The organism is Agathobaculum sp. NTUH-O15-33, assembly GCF_033193315.1.
Taxonomy (GTDB): domain Bacteria; phylum Bacillota; class Clostridia; order Oscillospirales; family Butyricicoccaceae; genus Agathobaculum; species Agathobaculum faecihominis_A.
On the sequence record NZ_CP136187.1, the window covers coordinates 613,061 to 627,962 of the forward strand.

General features: G+C 59.1%; 16 protein-coding genes. 14 read left to right on the forward strand and 2 right to left on the reverse strand.

All coding sequences use genetic code 11. From position 1 onward, the window contains the following. The first annotated feature begins 119 nt into the window (after nucleotides 1-119). The 3 genes from RWV98_RS03200 to RWV98_RS03210 all read left to right on the forward strand — a co-directional run bounded on the left by RWV98_RS03200 (nucleotide 120) and on the right by RWV98_RS03210 (nucleotide 3,466). The gene (locus RWV98_RS03200) at nucleotides 120-2,465 is read left to right on the forward strand and encodes a SpoIIE family protein phosphatase (protein ID WP_280962505.1); all 2,346 of its coding nucleotides are present in this window, start codon (nucleotides 120-122) and stop codon (nucleotides 2,463-2,465) included. Between the two features lie 73 nt (nucleotides 2,466-2,538). Then, nucleotides 2,539-2,805 (forward strand): translation initiation factor 2, encoded by a 267-nt coding sequence (locus RWV98_RS03205; protein WP_280962506.1) that lies wholly within the window; start codon nucleotides 2,539-2,541, stop codon nucleotides 2,803-2,805. A gap of 154 nt (nucleotides 2,806-2,959) precedes the next feature. Beyond that, a complete protein-coding gene (locus RWV98_RS03210; RefSeq protein ID WP_280962507.1) occupies nucleotides 2,960-3,466 on the forward strand; it encodes a DedA family protein in 507 nt (168 codons plus the stop codon). Nucleotides 3,467-3,515: 49 nt separating this feature from the next. Here the strand turns inward: RWV98_RS03210 and RWV98_RS03215 are convergent, their stop codons facing one another. Continuing rightward, nucleotides 3,516-4,880, reverse strand: coding sequence for an MATE family efflux transporter (locus RWV98_RS03215; RefSeq protein ID WP_317863745.1), 1,365 nt, complete (start codon nucleotides 4,878-4,880; stop codon nucleotides 3,516-3,518). Nucleotides 4,881-5,005: 125 nt separating this feature from the next. Between RWV98_RS03215 and RWV98_RS03220 the strand changes: the two genes are divergently transcribed. Further along, nucleotides 5,006-5,533 carry a PadR family transcriptional regulator gene (locus RWV98_RS03220; protein WP_317863746.1) on the forward strand — a complete coding sequence of 176 codons (528 nt, stop codon included), beginning with the start codon at nucleotides 5,006-5,008 and terminating at the stop codon, nucleotides 5,531-5,533. A 63-nt stretch (nucleotides 5,534-5,596) separates the two neighbouring features. Here the strand turns inward: RWV98_RS03220 and RWV98_RS03225 are convergent, their stop codons facing one another. Further along, nucleotides 5,597-7,663 (reverse strand): PTS sugar transporter subunit IIC/EAL domain-containing protein, encoded by a 2,067-nt coding sequence (locus tag RWV98_RS03225; protein ID WP_317863748.1) that lies wholly within the window; start codon nucleotides 7,661-7,663, stop codon nucleotides 5,597-5,599. A 185-nt stretch (nucleotides 7,664-7,848) separates the two neighbouring features. Here RWV98_RS03225 and dusB point away from each other — a divergent pair, with 185 nt between their 5' ends. The 10 genes from dusB to rplV all read left to right on the forward strand — a co-directional run bounded on the left by dusB (nucleotide 7,849) and on the right by rplV (nucleotide 14,902). Continuing rightward, nucleotides 7,849-8,835 (forward strand): tRNA dihydrouridine synthase DusB, encoded by a 987-nt coding sequence (gene dusB / locus RWV98_RS03230; RefSeq protein WP_317863749.1) that lies wholly within the window; start codon nucleotides 7,849-7,851, stop codon nucleotides 8,833-8,835. Between the two features lie 15 nt (nucleotides 8,836-8,850). Next, nucleotides 8,851-9,456, forward strand: a complete 606-nt coding sequence (locus RWV98_RS03235) for an RNA polymerase sigma factor (protein WP_317863751.1) — start codon at nucleotides 8,851-8,853, stop codon at nucleotides 9,454-9,456. Then, complete coding sequence (locus tag RWV98_RS03240; protein ID WP_317863752.1) at nucleotides 9,453-10,445, forward strand: anti-sigma factor family protein; 993 nt, start codon at nucleotides 9,453-9,455, stop codon at nucleotides 10,443-10,445. Before RWV98_RS03235 ends, RWV98_RS03240 begins: the two co-directional genes overlap by 4 nt. A gap of 545 nt (nucleotides 10,446-10,990) precedes the next feature. Then, nucleotides 10,991-11,302 carry a 30S ribosomal protein S10 gene (rpsJ, locus tag RWV98_RS03245; protein ID WP_280962526.1) on the forward strand — a complete coding sequence of 104 codons (312 nt, stop codon included), beginning with the start codon at nucleotides 10,991-10,993 and terminating at the stop codon, nucleotides 11,300-11,302. A 227-nt stretch (nucleotides 11,303-11,529) separates the two neighbouring features. Then, entirely contained in the window at nucleotides 11,530-12,225 is a 696-nt protein-coding gene (gene rplC, locus RWV98_RS03250) for a 50S ribosomal protein L3 (RefSeq protein WP_280962565.1), read from the forward strand. 18 nt (nucleotides 12,226-12,243) lie between these two features. Continuing rightward, on the forward strand, nucleotides 12,244-12,867 hold the full coding sequence (gene rplD / locus RWV98_RS03255) for a 50S ribosomal protein L4 (protein WP_317863753.1): 624 nt from the start codon (nucleotides 12,244-12,246) through the stop codon (nucleotides 12,865-12,867). Continuing rightward, a complete protein-coding gene (rplW, locus tag RWV98_RS03260; RefSeq protein WP_305147457.1) occupies nucleotides 12,867-13,160 on the forward strand; it encodes a 50S ribosomal protein L23 in 294 nt (97 codons plus the stop codon). Before rplD ends, rplW begins: the two co-directional genes overlap by 1 nt. A gap of 254 nt (nucleotides 13,161-13,414) precedes the next feature. Continuing rightward, complete coding sequence (rplB, locus tag RWV98_RS03265) at nucleotides 13,415-14,248, forward strand: 50S ribosomal protein L2 (RefSeq protein ID WP_280962528.1); 834 nt, start codon at nucleotides 13,415-13,417, stop codon at nucleotides 14,246-14,248. Between the two features lie 18 nt (nucleotides 14,249-14,266). Next, entirely contained in the window at nucleotides 14,267-14,548 is a 282-nt protein-coding gene (rpsS, locus tag RWV98_RS03270; protein ID WP_280962529.1) for a 30S ribosomal protein S19, read from the forward strand. A gap of 18 nt (nucleotides 14,549-14,566) precedes the next feature. Beyond that, nucleotides 14,567-14,902 carry a 50S ribosomal protein L22 gene (gene rplV, locus RWV98_RS03275; RefSeq protein ID WP_280962530.1) on the forward strand — a complete coding sequence of 112 codons (336 nt, stop codon included), beginning with the start codon at nucleotides 14,567-14,569 and terminating at the stop codon, nucleotides 14,900-14,902.

Consider the following 14,902-nt stretch of genomic DNA (forward strand, 5'->3'; position numbering starts at 1 on the left):
CATAAAAAATATTTCGTGTCCAGTAAAAAACAGGAATATTGTCATTTCCGCTTCCATTTTCCGGCAAAGAACGCGCCGCTGCCGCGCTATACTGGAAAAACAAGGGAGGCATCACGAACATGGACAAGCAGAAAACCAAACGATCGGCGCCGCAGGCAGTGGGGCGGGCGGCGGCGCTCTTCGCGCAGGCTTTTTCAGAGGAACGGCTGCGCTTCTTGCTGCGCGGAATAGAACGGTTCGCGCTCTGCGCGGTACTCTCGCGCGGCACCGTGCTCGGCGGATATGCCCCTTTCGGACTGGCCATGGCCGCCGCGCTGATGGTGCGCGGGGCAGGGCTTTCCGCGATCGGCGGCGTGTTCTTCGGCGCGATGCTGCTGCAAGGCGGCACGCGCAGCGCGGTATACGCAGCGGCGGCGCTGCTCGTATTATGCGTGGTCAATGTGTGCGGCGGATTAAAATGCGTGCAAAAGCGCTGGTTCGCCTCCACGGTGGCGGCGCTGGCGGGCGCGGCGTGCACCTTTGTGTTCCTGCCTGTCGGGCAGGCGCTCAACACGGCGGCGATCTTTACTTTCGTGGCCGCGCAGGGGCTTACCTTCGCCGCGTGCTGGGCGTACGGTGTGGCGCTATCGCCGCCGCGCGAAGAAAGCGATTGGCGAAGGCCGGCCACATTGCTGGCGCTGACCGCGACCGTGCTGCTCTCGCTGGCTGATCTGGACTTTTTCAGCTTACTTGCGCCGGCGCGGGTGCTGGCGCTGCTTACGGTGCTGGCGGCCGGCTACCTCGGCGGCCCGGCGAGCGGCGCGGCGGCGGGCGTGGCCTTTGGCGCGGCAATGGATTTGTCGGTTGGGCAGGGGGCGCTGTTTACCTGCTGCTACGGACTGTGCGCGCTGGTTGCGGGCCTGTTCCGCGAAAACGGCCGCGCCCCGTATGCGCTGACCGCGCTGGGCGCGGGAATCTGCGCCGCGATGCTGGGCGCGGACAGCGTGCTGTTTGTGCCCATGCTGATTGAATTGATCTGCGCGGTGGCGTTTTTCGCCGCTCTGCCAAGCTTTGTCTGGAACGCGCTGCGGCAAACGCTGCTGCCTGATACGCTGCTGGGCGAGGCCGCGCAAAAGCGCGTGCGCCGTTCAGCGGGACAGTGCGCGAGCGAGGTGGCGCAGGCGTTTTACGAGCTTTATCTCGCCATGCTCACCGGCGTATCCGCCGGAAAAGCGGCGGGCGACCAGAATGTACATGCGGTATTTGACCGTGCGAGCGACCGGGTATGCAAAAATTGCGTGCTTTGTTCGCAGTGCTGGCAGCGCGATTATGTGACCACGCTTGCCGCTTTAAACGATGTGACCCAGCCCATGCTCAAACGGGGCCGGGCCGAGCTTTCGGATTTTCCCTATCATTTCGCCTCGCGCTGCGTGCGCCTGCCCGAATTGATGCGCGCGATCAACAGCGCGCTGTTTGCCCTGCGAGAACGGCAAAGCCTAAAGCAGCAGGAAGCGGAAAACCAGAACCTGCTGGCGCGGCAATACGCGGGCATCACGGATATCCTGCGCCAAGTGAGCGCCGAAGCGACGCAGGACTACACCGCCCAGCCCATGCGGGAGCGGCAGGTACGCCGCTATGCCGCCGCCTTCGGCTGGATCGACCGGGTGAGCGTGCTGCGCGACGCGAGCGGGCGCATGGTGGTTGAACTGTACGGCGAGGGCATCGGCGATGTGGAAAAGCAGTCCGGCGGCTTTTCGGCCGGCCTGTCCGCGCTGCTCGGCGTGGGCCTGACCGCGCCCAAAAGGGTGGAGGACGAGCTTGGCACGCGTCTTGTGATGCGTGAGCGCGCGCCCTTTCGCGCGGTCGTGGGCGCGGGGCGGCAGCAAAAGGAAGGCTCCGCGGTCTCGGGCGACAGCGGCTGTTATTTCCTGACCGACGACGGCGTGGCCTGCCTCTTGCTCGCGGACGGTATGGGTACGGGCGCGGCGGCCGCGCAGGACAGCCGCACCCTGCTTTCTTCGATGGAGCGCTTTCTCCGCGCAGGCATCACGCCGGTGGACGCGCTGAAAGCGGTATCTCCCGCGTTTCGTCTGCGCTCGGCGGGCATGCGCTTCATCACGCTCGACACCTTGACCGTCGACCTATTCACCGGCAAAGCGGAAAGCCTCAAGTGCGGCGCGGCGCCGTCCTACCTGCGGATCGGTGGGCGCTGGACCAAGCTGGATACGAAGACCCTGCCCATCGGTTTGGCGGAGGAGGATGGACACTCCGAGACCGTGCCGCTGCGTCTGGGCCATGGCGATCTGTTCGTGATGCTGTCCGACGGCGTATCGGACGGCGTGGATGACGGATGGGTGCTGGAGACCCTGCAAAAGCACGCGAGCGAAGGCGCAAAGGAGCTGGCCGCCCATTTGGTGACCGAGGCGCGCGGACGCGGCACGGACGACGACCGGACGGCGCTGGTGCTGCGTATTGAGAAAAACTGATTTTTACGCGGTCGATTTGGTTTAAAATAAGGCCTGCGCGGTGATACTTCCCATAAAAGGGAGGTATTCCGTTATGGTCAAAGGTGTGAGCCGGCGTGTGGTCGTGGTGGAGCCGGACAACCGTGCTCTGTTTGAGCAGGCGATTTTTTTAGTGCGCGATCACACGGTGTCGCAGGGCGAGGTGCTGCGCGAAGCCTGCCGGATCGCGGACCGGTATCTGGTCGCGGGCACGGTGCGGCGGCCTCGGCGGCGCTACCGGCTATGGCAGGTGCTGGCGGCTTTTGCGCTCGGCGCGGCGGTGAGCTGCCTGATCTGGGCGGCCGCAGTGTTCCTTTTGTAAATAATCTGTCAATTACGGCCCCTGCCACTTGTCTAGGCGGGGGCCGCTTGCTATACTGGAATTAGGAATTAGGAATTAGGAATTAGGAATTAGGAATTAGGAATTAGGAATTAGGAATTTACCTGATATAGGTTGGAAGAAGGTTCAAGATGGTATGACGGCAGATCAATTTTTTGCGCTGTTTCACCAATACGGCCTGATCTTAGTCTGCGCGGTGATGTTTTGTGAATATATGAATTTGCCCGGTTTTCCGGCGGGCATTATTATGCCGTGCGTTGGCGTGCTGATCGCGCAGAGCGAGCTGTCGCTGTTGCTGACGATCGCGCTGTCCATCGTTTTCGGCTTGTTGGGCAGTCTGGTGATCTACGCGTTGTGCTACTGGGGCGGCGAGCCGATCATGCGCAAGCTGTTTGGCAAGAGTAAAAAATTCAACTCTTTTGTCGCACGGTGCAACGATTTTATTGAAATGCACCGGGGCAGAGGGTTGGCCTACTGCCGCATCGTGCCCGTGCTGCGTACCATTGTATCCATCCCCGCGGGGCTGCTGCGCATGCCGGTCAAATGGTTTATCGGCTGGTCCGCGGCGGGCATCGCGGTATGGAACACGGTGCTGATTTCCTTTGGCTACTTTTTCAGCGAGAAAATTTTGATCATGTTTTAAATTAGTGGAATGCTAGCAAAACGGGCGGCCTGTGGTCGCCCGTTTTGGTTTAAGTTTGCGCCAGCGGAAGCGGCTGCTTTAGTTCCCTGTGAAGCCGCGCGGCCATCCACAGCGCGATGACGGCGGAAAGCACATCCGCCACCGGTTGTGCATAAAGGATGCCGTGCAGACCGAAGAGCCTTGGCAAAAGCAGCATGACGGGCACAAAGCAAAGTCCCTGCCTGCATGCGCCAAGAAAACAGCCCTCCTTCGCTTTGCCCAGCGCAAGGAAAAGTGAGGAATATACCGTATAAAAACCAAACAGCACAAAGGATAGACCATTTGCCCGCAGGGCCGTCCGGCCGATGCGGATCATTTCCATATCGTCTCTTGTAAACTGCGCCATGACCGGCGTGGCGCATAGAGCGGCCAGAAGGCCGAAGACCGCGCAAAATACCGTGGACCAGACGATAGTAGTCTTGATCGCTTCGTGTAAGCGGTCAAACCGTTTGGCGCCGTAGCTATAACCGGCGATCGGCTGCAAGCCTTTTAAAAAGCCGAATACCATCAAACTGCCCACGGACATGATCTTGGTGACAGGTCCCATCGCGGCAAGGGCGGAGCCGCCGTATTTCATCGCGCCGTTGTTGATCATAGAGATGGAAAGGCTCGTGAGCACCTGAAACGCCAGCGTGGGAATGCCGATCTTCAAAATTTCGGATAGGATTTCGCGGGAAAAGCAGCAATCCTTGATGCGGAAACGGAAGACGCTCTTTTTGCGTAGGATATAGCCGAGATAGACCAGCGTGGAAACGAACTGCGAAAGCGCCGTGGCCATGGCGGCGCCGGTGATGCCCAGATCCAGCCCGTAGATAAAAATAGGGTCCAATATCACATTCAGCACCGCCCCTGTCAGCAGGACGAACATCGTTGTTTTGGCCGCGCCTTCGCTCGATACGATATTATTCATGGTAACATTGAACACATTGAAGAGGGAGCCGGCGATATAAATGCGGGTATAGGCGACGGCATAAGGCATAACGCTGTCAATCGTACCCATGCGCCTTAAAAGGGGACCAAGAAAAACAAGCGCGCAAACGATCACGGCCGCGCCAACGGCAATGCTGCTGTATAGGGCGGTGCTGGCCACCTTGTTTGCGTTTTCCTTGTCTCCCTTGCCGAGCAGCCGGGATAGGTAGGAGGCCGCGCCGTTGCCGAACAGCAGCCCCAAGCCTACAACGACCTGTCCGAGCGGATAGGCCACGGTGATCGCGCCCATGGGATCGGTACCCAGACCGCCGACAAAGTACGCATCCGCCAAATTGTACAGCGCGTTTATCATCATTCCGATCATGGTGGGCAGGCCGAGCGCCAAAAGCGCTTTGGGCATCGGCGCGCTGCCCAGCAGTTCCATTTTTGTATTACGTTCCTTCATGCAGAACGCTCCTTTCACTTGACACGAGTTGCGGTTTATAGTACTATAAATTATAGCATTTGTGATCACGGTGCCTATACTACTATAATTTATAGCAAATGTCAAGGGCGGAAAAGGAGCTTGTTATGGCGACCATTGATTTAATCGTGCTGGGCATGTTAAAAAAAGAAGCGCTCAGCGCCTATGATATTCAGAAATTAGTGGAATATCGGAATATATCGCGGTGGGTGAAGATCAGTACCCCGTCCATTTATAAAAAAGTGCTTCAGTTGGAAGCGAAGGGGCTTGTCAAAAGCGAAACGGTGAAAGAAGGAAAAATGGCCGAGAAGGCCGTTTATTCTTTGACCGATGCGGGAGAAAGGGAATTTGAAAGCTTGATGCTTGAAATTTCGGCGAAGCCCATTCAAATTTTTTTGGATTTCAACGCGGTCATCGTCAATTTAGCCAGTCTGCCGCCGGATAAGCAAGCGGCGTGCCTAACGGATATCGAAAGCAATGTGAAAACGCTGAAATCCTATTTGGAGGAAAACCTGCATAGCAAAGAAAACGCGCCGGAAATCCCCGAAACCGGCATGGCGGTTTTGCGGCAGCAGCTGGCGCTGGCCGAGTCGATCGAAACATGGATCGCTTCCCTAAAAGAAAGCTTTGGCTGAAAAATGCAACAGCACACAAAAAAGCGGCGCAAACGTAAAGTCTGCGCCGCTTTTTTTGTTTTTTTATAATCGCATCAGATCGTCCGCCGGGATCGCGGGGCTGAAAAGGTAGCCTTGAAAGCGCCGGCAGCCAAGACTCAGCAGCAGGGTGTGAAGCGTCTCGTTTTCCACGTATTCCGCAACGACCTCAAAGCCGAGATCCCGGCCCAGATCGATCAGCGAGCGTACGATCTCCTGTGAGCGGGGGCTGTCCGGCAGGCTGCGGACGAGTGAGCCATCCAGCTTGACGAAGCGAAACGCGTTGTTTTGCAGATATTTGAGCGAGGTGTGGCCCATACTGAAATCATCGATCGCGGCGGCAACGCCGCTTTCGCGCAGCCGGTCAAGGTGGGCGGCGATGCGGTCGTACCGTTCCACCGCGTCTTCCTCTGTGATCTCCAAACAGATGCAGTGGCCCAGACCCGATTGCTGAATCAGTTTGATGACGGCCGCGATAAAAGCGGGGTCGTCGATCTGCCCGGCCGTGACATTGACGGAGAGCTGAAACGTACTGCCCAGCCGTAAACGGAGACGGGCGGCGGCTTTTGCCGCGCTTTCCAATATGCGGTGCGTCAGCCCGTCGAAAAGCCCGTCCTCCTGCGCGAGGGCGACGGCGATCGGCGGGGCCACGGCGTGGCCGTGGTATTGCCAGCGCAGCAGCGCCTCCGCGCCGACGATGCGGCCGTGCTCGTCTACCTGCGGCTGATAGTAAACCGGGATTTCGCCGCGTTCCACATCCTGCCGGAGCTGGCTGACAAGCTGGTTGGCCATCACGCCCGTGCGGTCGTTCCGGCCCAGATAACCGCCCGCGGCGGGCGTATCCCGCTCGTCCCAGAAGGTGTGGATAAAATCGTCAAGCAAGGAATCCTCACGCGCCTTGCGCATGTGCTCGGACAGACGGATAAAAGGCGCGTAGAGTAATACCCCGGCGATCAGGATCACCAGTTGAACGATAACGCCCCGGAAGGAACCCGTGGCAATATAGCCGCTGAACAGCGCGGGCGTGGTCCAAGTGACCGAGTGCATCACAATGGGCAGAAAGCCCAGCGCCGTTGCCCCATAGGCGATCACAAGGGATAGGATGGGCACGGCCAGAAAGGGGAGCAGCAGGACCGGATTCAAAATAACCGGCAAGCCGAACACGAGCAGCTCGTTCATATTAAAGATGGCAAAGGGAACGGCGGACCAGGCAAGCCGCCGGTCGTCCTTGTCGCGGGAAAACAGTAAAAGCGCCAGCAGCAGGCACAATGTAGCGCCGCAGCCGCCCATGAGCGCGAAATTATCGAGAAACGCCTTGCCGACGATCAGGTCCGGCGCGGAATCGGCGGGGATAAAGTAGACCTGCGCCACCTGCTCCATCACGTTGCCGCCGTGCATGCCGCAGAACCACAGCAGATCGAGCAGCGTGACAAACAGCACGCCGCTGCCCAATTCGCCCGGCAGGTATTCAAAGACCCGCGCCATCGCGGTGGCCAGCAGGGTGTTGAGATCGGGCTGGCCGGTCACAAGCTGCAGCACGAGCGCCGCCAGCGCGAATACCGTGATGCACAGCGCCAGCGGAACGATCATCGATACCGAGATGCGGAAATGCAGATCGGCCCCCGGGGCGTAGGAGCGGAAACGGTGCGGCAGGTAGGCGGTAAACGCATGGAACAGCCGCACGCCCAAGATCGCGCACAGCATGGCGCTGAACAGGCTGGTCGCGCTGCACGCGGAAAAGGGGAATTCGCCTGCGGGCGCGCCAAAAAACGCGATAAAGCAGCCGAGCGAGGCGATGACCGCCAGCAGGCGGAAGGAATCGTCGCGGGTCTGGTCCAGCGCGGAAGCATAGGCATAGCTGACGCCGCAGAGCAGATAGATCGAGATCAGCCCGAGGGTGGCGTCGTAGATCAGATCGAGCAGGCGCAGAAAGAAACCGCCCGCGGCCTGTTGCAGCGCCTCCTGCAAAGCGGGGACGGGCAGGCTGCGCAACATCAACGCGACCGAACCGGTGACCAGTATGGGCACAAGCATCAGCAGGCCCTTGCGCACGGATGAAAAAACGCGGCTGCGCTCCATCCGGTCGGTCAAGCGAAGCAATCTGTGGTACAAGCGGCATCCACCTCCCCGTAGGCGGTACGAATTTTTACACAAAATCATTATATACGGTTATCAATGTTTTTTCCAGCCTTTTGCCTTATAATATGCGGGTTAAATTGTTGCCGGCTGCGGGTTTGCATTAAGTGGGGATTTATGCTATAATCTATCCTGTTATTCTATCGCTGTGGGGGAGAGATATGCAAATCGGCTCTGTTTTACTCGGCGGACGTGTGGCGCTCGCCCCGATGGCCGGGGTCACCGACCGGGCGTTTCGCCAGATATGCCGGGAACACGGCGCCGCGCTCACCTATACCGAAATGGTATCGACCCGCGCGCTCGCCTATGGCGATAAAAAGACGCCGCGCTTGCTCAGCCTCGCGGAAAACGAGCGGCCCGCCGCCGCGCAGATCTTCGGGCACGACCCCGCGAGCATGGCCGAGGGGGCCAAAATCGCGTGCGCGCTTTCGGGCTGCGCCATCATCGATATCAATATGGGCTGTCCCGCGCCCAAGATCGTGAACAACGGCGACGGTTCCGCGCTGATGCGCGACCCCGCCCTTGCCGCACGGATTATCGAAGCGGTGAAAAACGCGGTGGACGTGCCGGTCACGATCAAGTTTCGCAAAGGGTGGGACGATAAAAGCGTTTGCTGCGTTGCGTTCGCCCGCATGGCCGAGCGCGCCGGGGCGGACGCGATCACGGTGCATGGCCGCACGCGGGCGCAGCAGTACAGCGGCCAAGCGGATTGGGACGCGATCCGCGCGGTCAAGGCCGCCGTGCATATTCCGGTAATCGCCAACGGCGATGTGTTTGAACCGGAGGATGTGCCGCGCATACTGGCCCATACGGGGGCGGATATGGTGATGATCGGCCGGGGCAGTCTGGGCGATCCTTGGATCTTTTCGCGCGCGAACGCGCTGCTTGAGACCGGCGTGTGCCCGCCGCTGCCGCCGTTTGCGGAGCGGATCGACACCGCGGTGCGCCAGATTGAGCTGGCCGCCGCGCAGAAGGGCGAGCGCGTGGCCCTGCTGGAGGCGCGAAAGCATGTGAATTGGTATTTGAAAAGGGAACGGGGCGTCAAGGCCTTCAAGCAGCGCGTGTGCGCGCTCGAGCGGATGGAGGAGCTTTATCCGTTGGCCGAAGCGCTGAAACATGCGGTAGAAGACGGGCCGCCCTGTATATAAGGAAAGGAGGCGCCCATGAGCGAGGATAAAAACATCCTAGCCCGCGCGCGGCGCGGCGAGCTGCCCGCGTTTGAAGAGCTGGTAACGCTCTATGAAAAAAGGGTGTTCGCGGTTGCGCTGCGTTCCTCTGGCTCGCCCGAGGACGCGGCCGATATCACGCAGGAAACTTTCCTGCGCGCTTGGCGCGGGATGGATTCCTTCCGGGGGGACAGCGGCTTTTCCACTTGGCTGTTCCGCATTGCGATGAATTTGTGCGTCGACTACGCGCGCCGCAAAAACGCGGCGCCGCTGACCCAACCCCTTGTGGGGGAGGACGATATGGAGCGGCCTATTCCCGACCCCGCGCCCACGCCCGAGCAAAGGCTGGACAACAGCGAGCTGGGGCGGGAGCTTTCCGAGGCCCTGAACGAAGTGTCCGAGGAACACCGGCAGATCGTTTTGCTGCGCGATGTTTCCGGCCTGAGCTATACCGAGATCGCCGAAACGCTGGAAATTTCGGAGGGCACGGTGAAATCGCGTCTGTCGCGGGCGCGGCTTGCTCTGCGCGATACGCTGCTGCGCCGGGGGAACATTCTGCCGCCCGCTCCGTCTAAACAACCGAAAGGAGGCGGGCAGGCATGAGAGATTGTGAGTATTTTGAGCAGCTCTGTTCCAACAGCGTCGACGGTACGCTGACCGAACAGGAGCGGCAGGAACTGAGCGAGCACGTGAAGGGCTGTCCCTCGTGTGCTGCGCTGCTGAATGATCTGGAACAAATGCGGGCGATGCTGCGGGCGGAACCCGAAATCCCGGATTCGCTGCACCATGATATTATGGAGCGACTGTCGGGCGAGGCGCGGCTGACTTTAGTGCAGCCGGAAAAGCCGGCGCGCCGCATGCCGGTATTCACCATGGTGGCGGCTGCCGCCGTCGTGGTGATGGTAGTGCTGGGAGGCGGCGTGGGCCAGCTGTTCGGCACCAAGAGCAACGGTGCTGGAAACGCCGATACCGTCACGGCGGCGGATGGCGGCGCGCGTCCGGTGGACGATAGCCGGATCGACGCTGCGCCGCGCGCGGCCGAAGCTGCGCCCGAGGACGCGAAGCCGCAGCCCGAGTCGGCTGCGCCGCGGACGAAGAGCGCGCCGCAGGCCCCGGCGGAAGCGGCTGACGGCACACAGCCGGAAGCAAACGCTGGCGCGGGAGAAGCGGCGGCGGGCGGCGAAATGCCCGCAGAGGCGGAGCAAAAGTCAGCTGCGGAAAACGATACGGCGCAGGAACCGGGCGCGGGCGCTGTCGCGCCGCGCGTGGCTTACTATAGCGGGGATCTGCCGGTGCAGGATGCGGAAGCTGAAACGGAGGAGACCGCCGCGCTGCCGGAAAGCATTCGGGGAACGGCGGTGGCGTACAGCTATCTGGCGGTCGGCGCGGGCGAGCTGCCCGAGCTGGACGGCGCGTTGCTTTTGAACGAGGGCGACTATTCATATTTTTCCCTCTCGAACAATATGACCGTGCTGGAAAAAACGCTGGACAGCGTTGAAAAAGCCGGTTATACGGTTTCCGCCTACGAAAATGTAGGTCTCGTCACCGATAGCAAGGCTGAAAGCTGGCTGCTGATCGTTAAAAAAAGCTAGAAGCTTTTTTTGAGTTAGGAGTTAGGAATTGCGGTATCGGCCGCTGGCCGATGGATCAAATCATCGCGCTTTGCACGATACCGCAAACGCCTACTTCCTAACTCTTGCTTTTTCTCAAAACTTTTATGAAAGTTTTGAGAAAAAGACCTTGACTTTGCAGGGAAAACGTAGTAACCTATAAAGGCACCTGCGAAAGCGGGAGAAAAAACGCGATGATGCCGGAGATTGCTGCTTTAAGCAGGTAACTTCGGCGGAGTAGGTCCGACAATCGGGCGGTTGAGATAACTGCTATCTGTCCAATGGGCGCGTGCGCCCGGCGGCGCAAACGCAATGTTCCTGCGTAAATTCGGGACTCGCAGCATTTTTGCTGCAAAGCCGATGGCACGAACCACTTACGTTTCTTTGTTGACCGGATCATTACACCAGAGGTGTGCCCGGTTATTTTCATGCCCGAACGTGATACACACGGCGGGGTTGCAGTTTCTCTCCGTAGCGAGTCACAACATTATTTAATGTATGGCACACATACGAGGAGGAAAACCACAATGGCAAACGCACAGAAGATTAGAATCCGCCTGAAGGCGTACGACCACGAGCTGATCGACCAGTCGGCCGAGAAGATCATCGAGACCGCTAAGCGCAACGGCGCTAAGGTTTCGGGCCCCATCCCGCTGCCGACCGAGAAGGAGATCATCACCATCCTTCGCGCGGTACACAAGTATAAGGATGCGCGCGAGCAGTTCGAGCGCCGTACCCACAAGCGTCTGATCGACATCGTCAACCCCAATCAGGCTACCATCGAAGCGCTCACCACGCTCGATCTGCCGGCTGGCGTTGAATTTGAAGTTAAGCTCTAAATAATTAGGAATTAGAAATGAGTAATTAGTAATTTTGAAATGGCGCGTAGCGCGACCGCAATTACTAACTACTAATTATCAATTACTAATAAAAACCACATTGTTTACAATCCGTCGGACTAACCCACCGCCGGTTTGAAGCCTTAGCCGCGTTTTCGTGCGGCGAGGTCATGTTGGCGGCCAAACGCCGTCAACCAATAACCTTTCAAGGAGGAAAAAACACTATGATGAACAAAGCGATCATCGGCAAGAAGGTCGGCATGACCCAGATCTTCAACGCCGACGGCAAGGTCATCCCCTGCACCGTCATCGAGGCGGGCCCCTGCGTCGTTACGCAGCTCAAGACCGAGGAGAAGGACGGTTACAACGCCGTACAGTTCGGTTTCGAGGACGTTCAGGAGCGCAAGCTCAACAAGCCCCAGAAGGGCCACCTGAAGAAGTCCGGCGACAGCCTCAAGAAGTACCTCAAGGAGTTCCGCTTTGAGGATTGCGCCACCTTCCAGCTGGGCGACGTTGTCAAGGCCGACATGTTCAAGGAAGGCGACTTCGTTGACGTGACCGGTATTTCCAAGGGTAAGGGCTACGCGGGCGTTATCAAGCGCTTCAACGCCGGCCGCTCCCCGATGAGCCACGGCGCCGGCCCGATGCACCGTCATCAGGGTTCCATGGGCGCGTGCTCCGATCCTTCCAAGATCATGAAGGGCAAAATGATGCCGGGCCACATGGGCGCCGAGCAGGTCACCGTTCAGAATCTGGACGTTGTCAAGGTCGACCCCGAGCTCAACCTGATCGCCGTTTGCGGCGCGGTTCCGGGCCCCAAGGGCGGCATCGTGTTCCTGAAGAACACCGTAAAGAACAACAAGCTTGTCAAGGGTGAGGCTGGCGTCAGCAAGAACCCGCAGAAGGCTTCCGCGAGAAAGTAAGGAAGGGAGGAATAACGAATGCCTACAGTAGCAGTTTTTGATATGACCGGTAAGAAAACCGGCGAGATGGAGCTTTCCGATGCCGTATTCGGTATTGAGCCCAATATGACCGTGGTACACGCGGCCGTCAAGAATCATCTGGCCAATCGCCGTCACGGCACGCAGTCCACGCTTACCCGTGCCGAGGTACGCGGCGGCGGCATCAAGCCGTGGCGCCAGAAGGGCACCGGCCGTGCCCGTCAGGGCTCCATCCGCGCGCCGCAGTGGACCCACGGCGGTATCGCGTTTGGCCCGAAGCCCCGTTCCTATAACTACACGCTCAACCGCAAGACCCGCCGTCTGGCTCTGCTCTCCGCACTGAGCGCCAAGGCAGCGGCCGGCGAGATCATCGTCATCGACGGTCTCGATATGAGCGAGATCAAGACCAAGAAATTCGTTTCGTTCCTCGGCAGCGTCGAGGCGACCGGCAAGAGCTTGGTCGTTACGCCCGAGGTGCGTGTCAATGTCGTGAAGAGCGCCGCCAACATCCCCGGTGTGCGCACGACCATCGCGTCCACGCTGAATGTTTATGACATTCTCAACGCCGATAAGTTCATTATCGACAAGGCCGCGGTCGAAAAGCTCCAGGAGGTGTACGCATAATGAAGTTTTCTTACGACGTGATCCGCCGACCGATCATCACCGAGCGTTCGATGGCGGGTATTCAGGATAACAAGTACACGTTTGAAGTAGCGCCGGGCGCCGGCAAGATCGAGATCAAGAAGGCTGTGGAAGAAATCTTCGGCGTTAAGGTGCTGAAGGTTAACACCATCAAGCTGCCGGGCAAGTGGAAGCGCATGGGCGTCCACGTCGGCAAGCGCCCCGACATCAAGAAGGCGGTCGTCACGCTGACTCCGGACAGCAAGAAGATCGAGATCTTCGAGAATATGGTCTAAGACCTTCTAAGGGGGACCAGTCCCCCTTAGATACGAATTCGGTTCCGGAGAAACCGAATTCGATAACCCCCTCGCGTTTGCCGTGCAAACGCGGCCGCGCCGCTCCGGCGCGGGCAGCGGTATCAAAGTCAGGCGGAGCCCGACTTTGATGAACGCCCCTGCGGGGCGACCAAATGCACAGAAGCGCTTCGCTGTCTGTGCTTGTATGGGGAGACACCCCGATAATAACGTAACTAAGGAGTTGAAAATCCAACATGGCTATTAAGACTTTCAACCCGACGACGCCCTCGCGCAGAAATATGACTGTGCTTTCCTACAAGGGCCTGTCCAAGGTGAAGCCCGAGAAGAGCCTTCTCGAAAAGGTCAAGAAGACCGCCGGCCGCAACAGCTACGGCCGCATCACCGTTCGCCATCACGGCGGCGGCAACAAGCAGAAGTACCGTATCATCGATTTCAAGCGCCAGAAGCTGGATATGCCGGCGACCGTCATGACTCTCGAGTATGACCCGAACCGCTCGGCCAACATCGCTCTCGTTCAGTACGAGGACGGCGTTAAGGCTTATATCCTCGCTCCCGAAGGCCTGAACATCGGCGACAAGGTCATCTCCTCTGTCGAAGCCGACATCAAGCCCGGCAACTGCCTGCCGGTCGAGCACATCCCGGTCGGTACCATGATCCACAACATCGAGCTGTACCCCGGCAAGGGCGCGCAGCTGGTCCGCTCCGCAGGCGTCGGCGCTCAGCTGATGGCGAAGGAGAACGGCATGGCGCAGGTTCGTCTGCCCTCCGGTGAAGTTCGCTTCATCCGTCTGGAGTGCAAGGCCACGATCGGTATCGTCGGCAATTCCGACCACTCGAACGTGCAGCTGGGCAAGGCCGGCCGTACCCGTCATATGGGCATCCGCCCGACCGTTCGCGGCAGCGTCATGAACCCGTGCGATCACCCGCACGGCGGCGGCGAAGGCAAATCGCCGATCGGCCGTCCCTCGCCTGTTACCCCGTGGGGCAAGCCGGCGATGGGTTACAAGACCCGTAAGAAGAACCACCGCACCGATAAGCAGATCGTGCGGCGCCGTAACGGTAAGTGAGAAAGGAGTTAACGTAATATGGGCAGAAGTGTTAAGAAGGGCCCTTTTGTGGCTCCTGAGCTTATCAAAAGAGTCGTTGAGATGAACGAGAAGGGCGAGAAGAAGGTTCTCAAGACCTGGTCCCGCGCCTCTACGATCTTCCCGGATTTCGTCGGTCACACCTTCGCGGTGCACGACGGCCGCAAGCATGTGCCGGTCTATGTGACCGAGGACATGGTTGGTCACAAGCTGGGCGAGTTTGCTCCCACCCGTACCTATCGTGGTCACGCGGGCAGCAGAACCTCCAATAACGGCAAGTAAGGGAGGAGTTAAAGTAACATGGAAGCAAGAGCAATCGTACGCAACGTACGCATGACCCCGCGTAAGATCAAGCTGATCTGCGATCTGATCCGCGGCAAGGATGCGGGCGAAGCGATGGCTATCATCATGAATACCCCCAAGGCGGCCTGCGAGCCCATGGCGAAGCTTTTAAAGAGCGCGGTGGCCAATGCCGAGAACAACCACGGCATGGATACCGACAAGCTGTACGTCAAGATGGTGCACGTCGGTCCCGGCCCCGTCATGAAGCGCGTTATGCCGCGCGCACAGGGCCGTGCGTTCAGAATCCTCAAGAGAACCTCGCACATCACGCTGGTTCTCGGCGAGAAAGAATAA